This is a genomic window from Paenibacillus sp. FSL K6-1558 (assembly GCF_038002565.1).
Classification (GTDB): Bacteria; Bacillota; Bacilli; order Paenibacillales; family Paenibacillaceae; genus Paenibacillus; species Paenibacillus polysaccharolyticus.
Genome location: NZ_JBBOCV010000001.1, coordinates 3,943,053 through 3,959,463, shown reverse-complemented (window position 1 = coordinate 3,959,463; position 16,411 = coordinate 3,943,053). Strand labels below are relative to the sequence as shown.

General features: G+C 45.2%; 13 protein-coding genes. 1 reads left to right on the top strand and 12 read right to left on the bottom strand.

Annotation, left to right across the window (positions count from 1 at the left end):
- Positions 1-24 precede the first annotated feature (24 nt).
- Complete coding sequence (locus MHI38_RS17120) at positions 25-1,773, bottom strand: tetratricopeptide repeat protein (protein ID WP_336121420.1); 1,749 nt, start codon at positions 1,771-1,773, stop codon at positions 25-27.
- Between the two features lie 397 nt (positions 1,774-2,170).
- Here MHI38_RS17120 and MHI38_RS17115 point away from each other — a divergent pair, with 397 nt between their 5' ends.
- Entirely contained in the window at positions 2,171-2,623 is a 453-nt protein-coding gene (locus MHI38_RS17115; protein ID WP_154891565.1) for a hypothetical protein, read from the top strand.
- 129 nt (positions 2,624-2,752) lie between these two features.
- On the opposite strand, the gene MHI38_RS17110 is transcribed toward MHI38_RS17115, so the two are convergent.
- The 11 genes from MHI38_RS17110 to hisA form a co-directional block, all read right to left on the bottom strand.
- Positions 2,753-4,495, bottom strand: a complete 1,743-nt coding sequence (locus MHI38_RS17110) for a hypothetical protein (protein ID WP_154891566.1) — start codon at positions 4,493-4,495, stop codon at positions 2,753-2,755.
- Positions 4,496-4,625: 130 nt separating this feature from the next.
- Positions 4,626-5,579 (bottom strand): sugar phosphate isomerase/epimerase family protein, encoded by a 954-nt coding sequence (locus tag MHI38_RS17105; RefSeq protein WP_154891567.1) that lies wholly within the window; start codon positions 5,577-5,579, stop codon positions 4,626-4,628.
- A gap of 55 nt (positions 5,580-5,634) precedes the next feature.
- Positions 5,635-6,507 carry a carbohydrate ABC transporter permease gene (locus MHI38_RS17100; RefSeq protein WP_154891568.1) on the bottom strand — a complete coding sequence of 291 codons (873 nt, stop codon included), beginning with the start codon at positions 6,505-6,507 and terminating at the stop codon, positions 5,635-5,637.
- A gap of 75 nt (positions 6,508-6,582) precedes the next feature.
- The gene (locus MHI38_RS17095) at positions 6,583-7,479 is read right to left on the bottom strand and encodes an ABC transporter permease (RefSeq protein ID WP_154891569.1); all 897 of its coding nucleotides are present in this window, start codon (positions 7,477-7,479) and stop codon (positions 6,583-6,585) included.
- Positions 7,480-7,583: 104 nt separating this feature from the next.
- Positions 7,584-9,170: an extracellular solute-binding protein gene (locus tag MHI38_RS17090; RefSeq protein WP_154891570.1), complete on the bottom strand. Its 1,587-nt coding sequence runs from the start codon at positions 9,168-9,170 to the stop codon at positions 7,584-7,586.
- Between the two features lie 503 nt (positions 9,171-9,673).
- Positions 9,674-11,935 (bottom strand): helix-turn-helix domain-containing protein, encoded by a 2,262-nt coding sequence (locus tag MHI38_RS17085; protein ID WP_154891571.1) that lies wholly within the window; start codon positions 11,933-11,935, stop codon positions 9,674-9,676.
- A 270-nt stretch (positions 11,936-12,205) separates the two neighbouring features.
- The gene (locus MHI38_RS17080; RefSeq protein ID WP_090924777.1) at positions 12,206-13,153 is read right to left on the bottom strand and encodes a ribose-phosphate diphosphokinase; all 948 of its coding nucleotides are present in this window, start codon (positions 13,151-13,153) and stop codon (positions 12,206-12,208) included.
- A gap of 90 nt (positions 13,154-13,243) precedes the next feature.
- On the bottom strand, positions 13,244-14,083 hold the full coding sequence (hisJ, locus tag MHI38_RS17075) for a histidinol-phosphatase HisJ (RefSeq protein WP_154891572.1): 840 nt from the start codon (positions 14,081-14,083) through the stop codon (positions 13,244-13,246).
- 14 nt (positions 14,084-14,097) lie between these two features.
- A complete protein-coding gene (hisIE, locus tag MHI38_RS17070; RefSeq protein ID WP_154891593.1) occupies positions 14,098-14,835 on the bottom strand; it encodes a bifunctional phosphoribosyl-AMP cyclohydrolase/phosphoribosyl-ATP diphosphatase HisIE in 738 nt (245 codons plus the stop codon).
- Position 14,836: 1 nt separating this feature from the next.
- Positions 14,837-15,598 carry an imidazole glycerol phosphate synthase subunit HisF gene (hisF, locus tag MHI38_RS17065; protein WP_090924775.1) on the bottom strand — a complete coding sequence of 254 codons (762 nt, stop codon included), beginning with the start codon at positions 15,596-15,598 and terminating at the stop codon, positions 14,837-14,839.
- Between the two features lie 30 nt (positions 15,599-15,628).
- A complete protein-coding gene (gene hisA / locus MHI38_RS17060; protein ID WP_154891573.1) occupies positions 15,629-16,363 on the bottom strand; it encodes a 1-(5-phosphoribosyl)-5-[(5-phosphoribosylamino)methylideneamino]imidazole-4-carboxamide isomerase in 735 nt (244 codons plus the stop codon).
- Positions 16,364-16,411: the final 48 nt, after the last annotated feature.

Sequence of the window (16,411 nt, the reverse complement as noted above, 5' to 3'; positions counted from 1 at the left end):
TTACAGAGCCTATATCTCTGAATTCTACCCGTTAGGCGGAGTTACACTACAGATCTGATTGAGCTGCCTCGCATATTTGCTGACGGTAGATGCGGATATACCGTAACGTTCAGCGATACTCTGATACGTAACGGGCCGGCTACGGTTTTTGGAAGCCAGATACTCCAGTCCTGCAGCCCATCCTTCGATCTGTTTAGAACCAGATAGATCCGGTCGAACCCTGGAAACATAATCTGCCCAGATCCGCTCCATCTCTTGCTGTAATTCGGCTCTCGCCTCTGACATCTGAAGCGCACGATCAACAACAGCCTGCCAATGGGGGGATGTCTCTTTTCCGAGTCGAATCCCTGTAATTTCCTTCTTACTCGCCTTAGGTACGGTCTTTAACGCCTCCGCCTCCGGGGTAAGTGGTTGAGAAACTTCAGCGTTCAATTCAGGATGTTCAACCCTTTGCAGATCATGTAAAACGGCTTGTGCCGCCTTGACCAGGGTAGGCTCTTCACCAGGTTCATCAATGAACAATTGCAAGGCCTGTTGCACCTCGTAATCGCCAATCATGCCAAGCGCATGAATAACCTGCAACTTGGTTGCCTGATCTCCATGACGTAAAGCCCAGAAGAACGATGAGCGAATCAGTGGATCATTTTTCATCTCTTCCGGAATGCCATTACCGTAATCCTCCCATTGCTTGAACTGCTCGTCAAAAGGAAGATGGTAGTGATAGCTTAACTTACTCGGCTCCTGCACACCTTGAATTACCGCTTCAAGGCCGTCCAAATAATAACGAGCCACCTCAGAACCTGGGTCAAGCTTGTTCACGTGATGCCACAGCCGCTTTGCGATGTCATACCGTTCTGTGTTGAAAGCTGCTACTGCTGCGTAATGCGCCAGTGCCGGATCAGTGGCGGTCTCTTCACCCTTAAGCAAACGGCGGAAATGAATATAGGCCGCGTCATGCTGGCCCAGAATCCCCATTGTTGTAGCGAGCTTGTATACCTGTTCGTGCTGGAATGGCACGATCGCGCGCAGTTTTTTGATCAACAACAACACTTGGTCTGTCCGATTCTCATTTTGATAAAAGATCGCCAGATTGCATAGCGCATGCAGATTGCCCGGTTCTTGTTCCAGCACTTCAGCAATAGTCTCTTTCGCTTTGGAGAACAGCCCCATATAATAATAGGCGAGAGCAAGATTGTTACGGGCAGCAAGATAATCCGGATAATCGGGCGACATGCCTTCAAGCAGTTCTGCCGCTTGGGCAAACTTCCCTTCTTCCAGCAACTCACGTGCCTGATCGTGCTCCACAACCCCCTGGCGTGACTTGATTCGATTTAATTTGGCTGGGCGATCCAGCTCATAATACAAAAGCTCCATCATCTCTTCTGCTTCCGTCATGAACTGCCCCTGCGTGTCTTCCTCTAAATAGGTGACCAACGCCCGCTCGGCTTCCTCAAATTGATCCATGTTGGCATAATTGTTTGCCATATAGAAATAACATTCCGTCATCGACGGGTCAACCACATCCAGCACATGAGCCAGAATGGCATTGGAAGCTTTATAGTCTCCCTTTTCTGATAAAATACCCGCCATATTACAATGATTCACCGGATTTTCCGGCTCGTACTCAACAGCTTTGCGAAAATATTTCAATGCCTTGTCGACATGATTACGGTCCAGCGAGCGGACAGCTCTTTCAAAAAAGAAAGAAGCATCCAAGTGAATCGGTATAATATTGGCAAGGTGACCCTCGGTCCGCACTAGCTTGCCCTTCATCTCGCAAGGCACCTCCTCTTTGTTTTCATTCATACTCTTCAGTATACCACATCTTTAGGCGCTCTTCGCTATATGTAGTTTCATGTCGTTTATGAAAAAAATACAAATAATTCAGATGGCATTTTATCCCGATTATGAGTGAAATACCATCGGTCCAGAGCTTCATAGATAGATAAATTCCACACCCTCTATAACACTCTCCATTTAAGGGAATTTAAATGGTATGAATTGTTTGTGGTAAAATAAGTTTATCTTTTTACAGTAATGCTAATTTTATATAATTTCCCATACAAATCACCTAATGCATCACTTTAACTCAGTTTTACACATTGAAAATTAACATAAATTGTGTCTATGACGAAAATAAGCAGATATTATCCAAGGAGAGGGATTTCATATGAATATTACAAAGACAAAGTTGCTCTTAATCATGATTATTATGTGCTTCGTTGCCTTAGTCGGATGTTCCAGAGATAATGAAAACAAGTTAAATTTGGATGATGTGCTCGATGTACTTAAATCGCAAAATTTAGAATTAGAGCCTTATGGCATTACCGGATATCCTATGAAATTAAATGATGTTATACCGGAAGTGTACTCCGTTAAGTTGCCAGGCTCAGAAGAAAGCAATAATACCGAAGAATTTATCCATTTCTATATCTTCAATTCAGAAAAGGATCGTTTAAAAGGAGCTAAAGAATTTAACGAATTTACAGAAAATACCAATCCAACAACGTTTCCTTTCCTATACGAAAAAGAAAATATTCTCCTTATTTACTGGAGTAACAGCAAAGACCATCCATTAATGAAGGAAGCAATTGAAACTGCGTTAGAACAACTAAATTCATAACATATAATTCCATTTATTACCACAAAAAGATTCAAGAAAGCATAAACAGCGTGCACCGGATGAATATCGGTACACGCTGTTTACTTAATTCTATAAATACCTAGCTAAGAAGTTTACTGAGATTTCTCATCATACTATTGACGGAGAAAGGGTTATATTCAGCGTTTTATCGAAGGGAGTCATGAAATTAACCAGTACAATTTTGCAATTCACAGGCATTTTGGCTTCACGCACCGTTGCCGCCAGATGTCCCATCTCGCCTCCATCAATCTCAAGCCAATCTTCTCCGCAACTATAACGAAGCTTGCCGCCTTTCCACAGAATACTACCATCACTGGTTTCTATGCCATCCTCACAGCTAAGTTCTCCTTCACTTCCAAATACAAAGGATAATTGCATCATGATGTCCTGTGGTTCCTCACCAGTCAGATGCAGCGTCCAGCCACGATCTGTCTGAAGTACCTCTGCACCAACACGGAATGTCTGCTCATGTGTAAGTGTACGAGTCTGATGAGGAAGCAAATACCACGGACTGATGGATGAAGAAGCTGTGGCTGGTAGATCAGCCGAAGGAACAGGCCCGTAATAGCCTTTCTTCTGTTCCCCGGTCAATCGATATCCCTGAGGGAGACGAGTCATATTTTGCATCGGTACATACCCGGGGTTGAAGTAAGATGCTAACTGAACCGCGAGCAGACGTACCTCACCGTGGCGAAGCGCAAAAAACGGAGCTACCTCAGTCATGACAGTTACACTGGTCTCTCCATCACGGATTCGGGCAACAGGAGCACCAAAATCCGTATGCATGCGACTGTGCGAGATTCGTCCATAATGGCCTACGTTCTCCATTTGGCTCACATAACGTTCCCGTCCAAAATGCTCATTGAGCATAACTTCATATTGGCTCGGGAGCGCATCCGTTGTTCCGATAGTTTGTTGAAGCTCAGGCTCCAGCAACAATCGCACGAGTGCATTCACCGAACACACGCCTGGATCTGTCAAATCGCTGTCTGCCCAAGCAGCCATACCTGCAAAGATCGGATCTTGATCCAGTTTGGCCATAATCGCATAGGGCAAATAATATGAGGACAAGCCATGTTTACTGCCCAGATCCTGTCGACCTGAATAATCAGTCACAATTTCACCGGTAGGGTGCACTAGATATACCATCATCCGGAGGTTCAAACGTACCGGCTCCAGCAGTTCAGGGCGATTCAACAAACGTGCAGCATGAATCAGCATAATATCACTCACCGCATTGTAAATTCCGTTGCTGCGCTCCGTCCACTCCCCGTCAGGAGTAATATCAATCCCTTCCGCTAGCCATTGCTCCGCACGTTGCACCGCTTCCTCTATACCAAAGATCTCATGCAGAAAACCCAGTGCGGCACACAACACCCAGCGATGATTTGGTGTATGACAGCCTCCCGTTAACATGACTGGAATCGTCCGTTCCAGAAACAATCGCATATTATCCAGTACAGGCTTCAGTGGCGCCCAATCCTGTTGGTTCAAAAGTTGATATAACTGCGAATATCCTACGACAACAAAAGCAGTGTCTGGCGGGGAGTGATAGTTTGTCCAGCCAGGTGATATCGATCCATCACTGTGCTGATGACGCAACACAAACTCACTCGCTAGCCGAAGTCTCTCTAACAGAGTCTCGTCACGATAATACGTTGAGTCTGGATTAGAAAGGGCTGCCCCCCAGAAACACATATCTGTAGGTGTTCCCGTCGTATGGTTAACCCAAGCCACACCCGAAAAGGGATCAATTGTTCCACCATAGTAACGGCTTTCCGAATCAAGCACCTGCCGCTCAATGCCTCGTTCAGTAGCTCTGTCATTGCTTTCTACCATTTGTATATACATCTACATTACCCCTCCATCCCATCCATTCAATAACATCAACTCATATAAAAATATCCCTATTCAAAAGATAAGATCAGCAGGCTGTGCGCTCTAACAGCCCAAGCCAACCGATCTTATCACTTTGTCTAAACTATACTTCTAAACTCGCAAGTTTCTGCATTAGCAGATCATGACTTTCGTGAATCGCTTCCGGTTCACAGGCTGACTTCAGTTCGTATACCTTCACCTGTGCTTTACGGATCATAGGCAGATATGCATCATAGAAGTGCATATCCTTACTGTGCACGTATGGACACCAGTGATCCGATAATCCCAGCGTTTCATGGATATGAACACCAACGATATCATCCATGAGCCCCTGCATCTCACCTACACTATCGTACAGTCCCAGTCGATCCATCATAATGGCATGACCCGTATCGTACCAAATTCCGACCGGAGCGCCCTTCAGAGCCTGAATGATCGTTTTCGCTTCGGCAAGTGTAGGGATTTGTTGCGGTCTTGAGCGGGTCTCGATCCCAAAACGGACGTTTAGCCCCTTGGATACCGCACGGTTGCAAACTTCATCCAGACTGACGATAATTTTTTCAATATACCCTGCGCTCAGGGCCTCGCGCCGCTCCATGAACTCTGCCCATTTGCTCTGATAATGCGGAGAGTCCGTTCCTTCTTCGCGATACAACTTTTCCAGATCCTTGCTGACATCATGTGGGAAAGGTACCTCGCCTGGGTGTACAACAACCGCTTCCCCTCCATAACGATGCGCATATTCAGCCGATCCAACCAGCAGATCAATGGCCCGCTTACGCTTGACTTCATCTTCAAAGCCGAGCAGCACAGAATCGGTTCCGTAATCAGGATCGGGATCATGGGGGAATGTGTTGTGTACACTGGACACCCCAATCTCTCCGCGCTCAATCATCGGCTCGATTGTAGTCAGCATTTCCTTCGTTACGTTATAGTTAAGCTCCACCCGGCGAAAGCCGAGTCCTGCAATTTCCCGGATCATGTCTTCTCCTACAGGATGTCTCCTGATATTCCAGCATGTCGAGAATGAGTATTCTCCCTTGTCAATTCCCTGCATAATACATTCCTTCTCCTTCCCCGGTTGTGATGTTTGCGTGAATGGGGACTACCAATTAACCTTTAACCGCTCCTTGCATTGCGCCACTAACAAAATACTTTTGCAACCAAGGATATACGAGCAGGATCGGTACTGTTGCAAAAACAACCGTAGCAGCTTTGAGACTTTCTGGTGTTAATCTTGTACGGTTTGCACCCTCCAGCAATGTAAGCTCACTTACCATGTTGTTTTGTACCATCTGATAAAGCTTCAGTTGCAATGGATATAGTTTCGGATCGTTAATGTACATCAGGGAATCCTGGAATCCATTCCAGCGTCCAACTGCATAAAACAGAGACAGTGTAGCAAGCACAGGCAGAGACAGTGGCAAAATAATTTTAAAGAGTGTGTGCACATGAGAGCTTCCATCGATCTCGGCAGACTCTTCTAGGCTGTCCGGTATTCCGCGGAAGAAAGAAATCAGGATAATCAGGTTAAATGGACTCACCAATCCAGGTAAAATCAATGCCCATACCGAGTTCAGCAAATGAAGATCACGAATCAACAAATACTCAGGAATAATCCCGCCGCTGAAGAACATCGTAATGATAATGATGTACATAAACAGCTTGCGGCCTTTCAACTTTTTCTTTGTCAATGGATATGCTGCAGCAATGGTGAACAACATACAGAGTAACGTCGTTGCAACCGTTAGGAGCGTAGTAAATCCTAGGGAATAGATCATGGAACTATCTGAAAATACTTGACCATATGCATCCCAGGTGAACTCTTTCGGGAAGATCGTTACTTCACCTGATGTAATGGCCCGGTTCGAACTCATGGATATGGCAATGGTATGCAAAAACGGAGCAAGACAGAATATGACAAACAAACTAATAAAGGTGACATTAACAATATCGAAAATACGATTCGAGGTGCGGTCACTCATCTGTGCACAACTCCTTTACTAATGGTCTATATATACAACAAGCCGAAGGGCATACATCTTATTGCTTTTGTGAGTTTAAAGAATACCTTCTCCCGTCGTTTTCTTCGAGATATAGTTGGAACCGAGGACAAAGATCAGTCCAACAACCGCCTGGAATAAGCCTACAACCGTTGCAAGTGTATACTGCCCGGATTGTATACCCATTCTATATACGAAGGTACTAAGTACATCGGAATATTCACGAACAGCCGTATTACCAATAACGAAAGGCCGGTCAAAACCGATGCTGACCATATTTCCAAGATTAAGGATAAGCAGGGTTACAATCGTTGGTTTAATGCTTGGCAGTGTAATATGCCAAATTCTCTTCAGCCGCGTTGCGCCATCGATCTCAGCTGCTTCGAACAATTCCTTGTTCACACCGGTTAATGCAGCCAGATATAGAATGGTTCCCCACCCAGCGCTTTGCCACACACCTGTAAACAAGTAGGTAACAAGCCATGGATTTTTTTCTGTCAAAAATGGGATGGAATTCAGGCCTAGACTCTCTAATATTCCGTTTACCATACCGGATTGATTACCAAACAACTGGTATACAATCCCCCCGATGATAACCCAAGAGATAAAGTGAGGAATGTACAGAATGGTCTGTGAAACTTTCTTAAACCATTTGAATCGCACCTCATAGAGCATAATCGCCAGAATAATTGGAGCAGGGAATGAAACGATCAGATCAAGAAAATTCAGCATAAATGTGTTGCGTAATGTAGTGTAGAAATCCGGCATTGCGAATACCTCACGAAAAGCATCGAGGCCGATCCACTCACTACCGTTAATCCCTTGGAACAAGTTAAAGTCTTTAAACGCAATCTGCACACCATACATCGGTCCATAACGGAAAATGATAAAGTAAATCAGGGGCAATGAAATTAACGCATACAGCTGCCAGTATCTCTTCAAGTATGTGGTCATGTCTCTCTCTCCTCCTCACAAACGAAGAAACGCTATGCCGCCGCCTAAAGCGACGGCACAGGCCTCATCGAAACCCTTCAATTTACATGAAATTCATGTCAATCTTATTGTTCAGCAGCTTCCAACTCTTTTTTAAGATCTGCTCCACCCAGGGACATGTAGTCAGCCATTTCTTTTTCATAGACTGAGTCGAAATCAGCTGGTTTTGCCATAGCTGTTTTTACGATAATAACGTCCAATTTGTCTGACAGTGCTGTACTGTACTTCATCTCAGCCTGAATTGGCTTACTGAAGACAATTGGTCCAACAGTATCTGTGTTTGCAACTTCAAGTGCTTTTTTCAAGATTTCCTGATTGGCTGGAGGGAATCCCATAATCCATGCTTTTTCATTCATGGCTTGATCACCCAGGTTTTTACCGTTCGAGATGATAGCTGTATCACCTGCGTTGAACAAACGGTCTTTTGCTTCTTGAGTAGCGTCTGCTTTAGCAACTGGAACACCGTCTACCAGATCATAGTTCTCGCCTTCCACACCATCATAAATGGCAGTAAGGTTTTTATCGGAAGCCATCCAATCCAGATATTTAATCGCTTCTGCTGCACGTTCACTGCTCTTTGGAATCATGATGTACATACCATTGGATCCATAACGGGACTTGATATGTTTTCCATCAGCATTTGCATTGGTGTATGCATCCAGCGGAGCTAATTTGCTGTCCGGTTTGTTTGTTTTCAACAGATCATAAGATCCATCTGGCCAGAAAATGGAGTCCACGTCTTCAGAGAAGAAACCAGTGTTTCCATTGGCAACGTCTTTATTTAACTGAGTTTTATCCTTATCCAAACTGAAATCTTTACTGATCAGGCCTTCGTTGTACAACTTGTTCAGGAACTGCATAGATTCTTTAAATCCTTCATGCAGAGGTAATTCATAACGTTGAGAATATGTTTTATCCCCAGCAATTGGCTTGATGAAAGAGTAGATCAGTGGCTCATAGGAAGCTGGTGCAAGTGCAAAACCCATAGGGATGTTTTGACTTCCCACCTTGCCAGGATCTTTTTCCTTGAATGCTTTCAAGGTGTTATACAATTCATCTGTTGTTTTAGGTGCTGGCATTCCCAGCGTATCTAACCAGTCTTGACGAACAAAGGAGCTGTACCGAGCGGTAATTGCACGTTTACCCGGAATCGCGAACTGCTGTCCTTCCACTTGACCAAACTTTAATGTATCGTCGCCCAAAAACTTTTTCAGATTCGGTCCATACTGATTAATCAGATCACCTACATCTGTCAAACCACCTTGTTGTGCATAGCGGTAAAACACGCTGGAGTCATAAACGAAGACAATATCCGGAACGTCCGAAGCACTAGCCATCAGGACATTCAGCTTGGTTACTTCCTCAGAACGTTGAACAGGTACGAATTGTACGTCAATGTTGTTCGGATCACCAAAATTCTTTTGAATCATTTGAGAGATAAAGTTGTTTGAGATCGTGTACTGAGAAGGTGTTTTACCACGGTCGAAAAGCTCCACCTTTAATGTGACGCGTTTTCCATCACCAGCTGCTCCGCCTTCTGCTGATTTGTTGTCTGAAGATCCGCACCCCGCAAGTAGTGAGACACCCATTACTGCTGTAAGTGCCAAACCCATCAACTTCTTTAGACTCCCTTTTCTTGTCATTCTGTTCATCCCCTTTGGCTTTACGTGAATGTTTTAAAGCTTGCCCTGAGTATTCCATACTATTGTGATCCCAGACAACTGACTAAATTCGGGTACATCAATAAAGGAGTTTCGGTTTGCATCATATGCTTATTTTCGCAGACCGCCAAAATGCCCGAAAACCCTATGGTATCAGGCTTCAACAGTGCTTCTACCCTCTTTGTGTGTAAGGTACAGATAAACCATTTTCCCACACTGACTAAATTCGTAAATAACATACCAATGTAATGGTGGAACATCTTCTTACATAGTGATGAAAGCATCATGTATATTTCTAAAACTTTCAAGCGCTTTCATTTTTAGATTGTTAAATACACAAAATAAGGTGAACCATTACATGTGATATCTCCATACATTCTGGAGACTCATTGCAATGATTCACCCTAATTTAAGAAATCAACACTCTCATCATGTACGAAAAACTGACACAATCATTTGATTCATTCATAAAATTTTGCCTATTCTGACCCAGCTCACTCATCCGCTACCTTCGGATCTTTCTTCATCCGCCGATAATCTCCGGGAGTAATCCCAGTAACCCGCTTGAACACACGTCCAAGTGTGATCCCGTTCGCATAACCGACCTTCAAAGCGATATCCTGCAAGGAATAATCGGTATCAAGCAACAACTTCTCTGTTTCTTTCATCCTAAGGTCGGTCACGAAGTCAACAAACTTCATGTTGAATTCGGTCTTGAACAGATAGCTGGCATGCTTTCCGGAAATCTGAAAACGGTCACTCAGATGTTTAAGCGACAGATCGGGATTGGTGAACTGCTCCTCGATATACTTTTTCATTTCATTAACCATCGCTTTGTAGCTCTTCGTTTCCGTAACAGCAACGTATGTCCGGAACAAATCGGTAAGACTATCGAATAACAGCACCTTAACATCATCCAGCGACTCTGCTTCTTCCATCGCTTTCAGCCAATTGTTGATGTTTTCTTCAGACAGTTCTTTCTGTAACCCTTCAGACATCATAGAGACTTCACGGCTGAGCATTTGGAGCATCGCCTGAATCAGGGAACGGATCTCATCATCTGGCAGCTTATTTCGCTCAAATTCCTTAAAGATATCCTCCAATTGCTCTCTCCACTGTCCACTCGACATCCTGAACCGTTTGACAAAGTCTGCAATCATCTGTAGATATGTGTAGGTCTCCAGCAATGGATGCTGCATCTCGCTTGCTTCCGCCTCACCCACATCGCCATTCATCAGTAGCTTACGCTGCATCACCGCTTCAGCGGCTGTAAACGATTGATGGATCGCCCCAATTCCTTCAGCAACAGGTCCAATGCCAAAGCTGAGAGAGATTCGGAGGTTCTGCTCTACCCAGGATTTACATTCCTCAGCAACCAATCGAATCTGTTTGGCTAAATCCTGTCCTTGCTGCGTTTCTTCCTTCGAAAAGAAAAGAATAGCAATCCGATCTGCACTGATCCATTCAGTCCAGCATTGGACTTTCGTATCCCGAGACAGCTCCTGTAGTACATTCATCAGGGCAAACTTAAGTGTGTTTTGTTCACCTCTGGTGAACTTCTCCTGAAATCCCTTCTCATAGCGGTTAATATCCCCAACGACCACTATAAAACGGGAAGCCTCATGTGCTCCATCAAATGGAGATACCTCGTACAGTTGCCCAGCTGCATTATCTACGTGCTCACCTTGAAGCAAAGCGCTGAACAGCTTACTCCGCTGCATAAGCACATTTTCACGGCTCTTTTTATCATAATCCATCATATGATTGATCAGATTTTCAAGTACACCGTCAATCATCTTCATCTCGTCCATACGAGCACCGGATTGTTCAAATGCCTTGATCTGTTGAGACTCAATCCGATTCATGATGATTTGAATTGGCTTGTAGTTCCGCCGGGTCACATACACGATATAGATAATTGCACAAATTACCGTCAGTATGGCAATGAAAACCCAAACATACGATACAACAGAAACCCAACCAAACAAATTACCCGCTTTGATGCCGCTAGTAAGCGTCCATCCCAATCGTTGCAGAGGTAGTTCATTTAACTTGGTACCTTCGAGTGCACTCTCCTTATCGGAATGTGCATTATAGATAATTCTGCCCTCTTGGTCGGTTATTGTCAGGAAAGTAAGCTTTCCGTTAACCATCCCGTCCACACTCTGCTTGATGCTACTCATCTTGATATTGATGACCAATACACCTTCTGTGCCAAAAGGCAATGGCATTTCTTTATTGACGGTCAATACTTGCACTGGTGTCTTCTGCACATCGTCCCATTCAATCTCCCGAACAGGCTGCCACCCTTGTCCCATAGTACCTTTTAGAATTTGACTTATCCATTCTTTGTCTCCGAAGCTGTCCACTTCTCTAGAACCACTCACCGTTATCACACGTTGGTGTTGCTTGTCATACAGGTATATGGATTGAATCCAAGAAGATGAGTTCATCATCTCACGTAAGTTTTGTGCAATGGTATATACTGTATCTGAATTGTTTGGGTTATTTTCGTTAAAATAAAGCCTGTACGCCGGTTCATATTGCACTTTCTCTGTCACAGCCAGTTCAATGTCCCGAATTGTATGATCCAGCGTAGTCGCAAGATAACTGGAAGATATCTGGTCAGCCTTCTTAGTTTCTTCTTTGGAAATGTCATTAATGAAGACAAACGCACTAAAAATGAGTATGGTCATCGTAAAGAAAAATATAGGGAAATACGAAAAGAGTAACCGATAATACCACGTGCGCGACAATAGACCCCACTCCTCACTCCACGATGCCAATGTCCATCAGCCGTGGTTCTACTGTTTAGTATCCGTAACAAAGCCATTCCAGATTCATCTATAAATAAAACGCTATCATTTCTTAATATTTATAGTTATTATAGCACAAGCGACCAAACAGCAAAGCACAGAATTCAATTCGTGGGGTTAACACAAAAATACCGTGCTGAGCAAATGCACTCAGACACGGAACATGAAACGAGATTGGGCTGTGATGTACACATTTATCTCATTTTAAAATTAAATACCAGAATCCTTAAACAGTGTGGCCATAGATCCGCCATCAACAATGATGCGAATAGCTCGTGAAAGCATTGGCGCGACGGGTAATACTTTAAAACAATCTGGGTGATCCTCCGGCAGTGCAATGGAGTCTGTTACCACAACTTCCGTAATCGATGGATGATTTAATTTGCTTACTGCTCCATCCGAGAACAAGCCATGAGTTGCGCAAACATAAGCATTCTCTGCACCCCGTTCTTTCAACCCTTCAACAACATTTACAATCGTTGTACCTGTATCGATCAGATCCTCGATAATAATCGGTGTTCTTCCCTCAACATCACCGATAACATGCGTGATAATCGATTCATTATGACTTGGACGTTTCTTGATCATGATGGCAAAAGGTGAATCCAAACGATTCGCCAGCTTCTCCGCCATGGATGCCCGTCCGGCATCAGGAGAAACCACAACCGGATTTTTGATCTCTTTACTGAGCAGGTATTCGCTGATTAAGTCGAGTGATGTCATGTGATCCACCGGAATGTTGAAGAAGCCCTGAATTGCAGCCGCATGCAGATCAATCGTAACCACCCGGCTTGCTCCTGCTGTTGTTAATACATCTGCAACCATCTTGGCCGAGATAGGCTCACGTGGAGCAGACTTCCGCTCTTGCCGAGCATAGCCGTAATACGGAACGATAATATTTACCGTGCGTGCCGAAGCTCGTTTTGCCGCATCAATCATAACAAGCAATTCGACAAACAGTTCATTAATCGGATGAGACAAAGACTGTATCAAAAACACATCACAATTGCGGATCGTTTCTTCGTAATGAACGTATATTTCTCCGCTCTTGAACCGGGACAGTTTAATCTTACCCAGTTGTACTCCCAGCTTGTCGCATACCTGCTCTGCAAGCTTAGGGTTAGATGAACCGGAAAAAATACGTAACGAATGCTGCATAATGCCCTCCCGCGGGTTTATCCCCGATCATAATTCCTTGTATAGTTAAATTGGAGAATCCAACTTGTATAAAAGGTGGTTTTACCCTTATTATACTCCACTGCTGTCTACATTTAAAGGAATGAACGAGCGCTGGCGGCTTTCGAAAACAGCAACTTCCTTACAGCCAAGTTCATGCAAAAGCGCCTCCGCCTCTGGCAAATAATCGCCTAGCTTCATCGGATCATGTGCATCCGATCCCATCGTCAGAGGAATACCCAATCGAATCGCTTCGGTTAGCATTCTTCGGCTTGGGAACATCTCTGCACAAGGTTTGGACAGACCTGAAGCATTCAGCTCCATAGCGCAGCCGCTCTTCGCAATAGCTTGCAAGGCCGCATTCTCCAGTGCAATGCGTTCCTCATTTTGCTCAGGAGATGGTACATAACCAAAACGTTTGATCACATCCGAATGTCCAATGATATCATACAACCCTGTAGCGGCTGCTTTGCTTACAGCATCATAATACTGGCGATATACTTCAAGGACATCCTTGCCTTCCCAGTGGTGGGTCTGCCGAAAATCTGTAATATCCCACTCACCAAGGAAATGCACAGAGCCAATTACATAATCCCATGGATAACGTTCAATGATTGAACGAATCTCCGATTCAAAGCCTTCGATATAATCCCCTTCAAGACCAACACGGACATCAATCTGCCCGCGGTAACGTTCCTTCAAGATGAAACATTCCTCTACATATCGTGGCAATTCATCCATAGGCATGGCCATCTCTGGATAGTATTCAGCCGGATCTACGTGCAGGAGCGGCATATGATCAGACAACCCAATCTGGGACAGACCGATGGCGATCCCGCGTTGCACGTATTCTTCCAACTTGCCAACAGCATGTCCGCAGCGTTCATGGTGGGTGTGATAGTCTATACGCATTCAGCGTTCGCCTCCTAATCGCGGCGCGGCCGTTCGTGACGGCGACTCAATTCGGACATGATGTCATCCAGCGGTAGCTTGCGCTCTTGGAGCAATACGAGCAAGTGATACATCAGGTCACTGACTTCAAGACGAAGTTCGTCATTGTCTTTATTTTTCGCGGCAATAATCGTCTCGGAGGCTTCCTCACCGATTTTTTTCAAGATTTTATCGACACCTTTATCGAAGAGATACGTGGTATACGCACCTTCTGGGCGTTCGCGCTCACGTTCAGCAATGACGGATTCCAGTTCAGCAAGAACATCAAAGCGGCTTTCCGCATTAGATGAAGAGGTTGTGCTGGAGTTTGTAGTGCTTCCCGCTTCTTCTTTGTTGTCTTGTTCCGTTTCACTTGCGGACAACCCGATAATTTCATTATGGAAACAGGTCACTGCACCTGTATGACAAGCCGGCCCCTTCGGCTTCACCTCAACTAACAGCGTGTCGCCGTCACAGTCATATTTTAAAGAAACGATCTTCTGTACATTACCTGAAGTTGCTCCTTTATTCCACAACTCCTGACGTGAACGTGACCAGAACCAAGTTTCCCCTGATTCAAGTGATAATTTGAGGGATTCACGGTTCATATAAGCCATCATTAACACTTCACGGGTATCCACATCCTGCACAATGGCAGGGACCAATCCTTCATCCCAGCGGATATGCTCCACAACCTGCTCCAAGGAGAGTTGCTCCTTGATTTCATCGCTCACTTTAGTCACGGATTTCCACCCCTTGCTCTCGTAATTGTTGTTTTAATGCCGGTACGGCAATTTCTTTATAGTGAAAAATGGTTGCAGCCAGACCTGCGTCCGCTTTGCCTGTTGTGAATACATCATAGAAGTGCGATTCCTTGCCTGCACCGCCTGATGCAATAACAGGAATGCTCACCGATTCCGAAACGGCAGCGGTCAGCTTCAGATCAAAACCGTCCTTTGTGCCATCTGCATCCATACTGGTTAACAGGATTTCTCCTGCACCCAGTTCCTCGGCTTGTTTCACCCACTCCAATGCTTTGATGCCAGATGCTTTCCGGCCGCCGTGGGTGTACACTTCCCACTCGCCCCACGCCTCGTTATACTTGGCATCAATTGCAACCACGATACATTGCGAGCCAAAGCGGCGTGCGCCATCCGCAATAATCTGTGGATTAAGTACTGCCGCTGTATTTACCGCGATTTTGTCCGCACCTGCACGCAAAATACGCTTCATGTCCTCCACTTTGGAGATCCCGCCGCCTACCGTAAATGGAATGGCAATTTCGCCTGCTGTCTGTCTTACGACTTCCTCCATCGTTTCACGGCCCTCCACCGATGCGGAGATATCGAGAAATACGAGCTCGTCCGCGCCTTCGCGGTCGTACAGTGCCGCCAGCTCTACCGGATCACCCGCATCGCGGAGATTGACGAAGTTCACGCCTTTAACGACCCGGCCATCCTTCACGTCCAGACAGGGAATGATTCTTTTTGCCAGCATACTGTTTCTTCCTCTCTACCCGGTTATCCGTTACTTGTTAACCAAACGCACTGCTTCAGCCAGATCAATACTTCCCGTATACAAGGCTTTACCTACAATGGCTCCGCCAACACCGTCATCTGCATGACGACTCAAACGAAGCAAATCATCCATCACACTGACACCGCCAGAAGCAATAACTGTACGTCCGCTTGCTTTGGCAAGAGACACAATTGCCTCAACATTAGGCCCCTGCATCATACCGTCACGGGAGATGTCCGTAAAGATAAACGTTTCCGCTCCATAAGCAGCGAGCTCCTTCGCTAGCACTTCAGCCTGTACTTCGGAGGTTTCTAGCCAGCCACGAGTGGCAACATATCCGCCCCGCGCATCGATACCGATCGCTACTTTATCCCCGTAACGTCCCAGTACTTCTTCCGTAAAAGCACGATCCTCAATCGCCGCTGTCCCGATAATCAATCGGCTAACACCGAGTCCCAATAAACGCTCAACGTCAGTGACTGTACGAAGCCCGCCGCCAACCTGCACAGGTACATTCACTGCGGATGCAATACGTCCAATCAATTCATCGTTAACCGGGTGTCCGGCCTTTGCCCCATCCAGATCCACCAGATGAACATATGTACCGCCTTGCTTCTCCCAGTTAAGGGCAACCTGAACCGGGTCATCGTTGTACACGGTTTCTTGATTATAATCTCCCTGCACCAGTCTTACACATTTGCCGTCCCGGATATCGATTGCCGGATATAAGATAAAAGATGACATACAAGTCCTCCTGAGTGTAGATTCGATTGAAATTTGCTCAAACGTTCA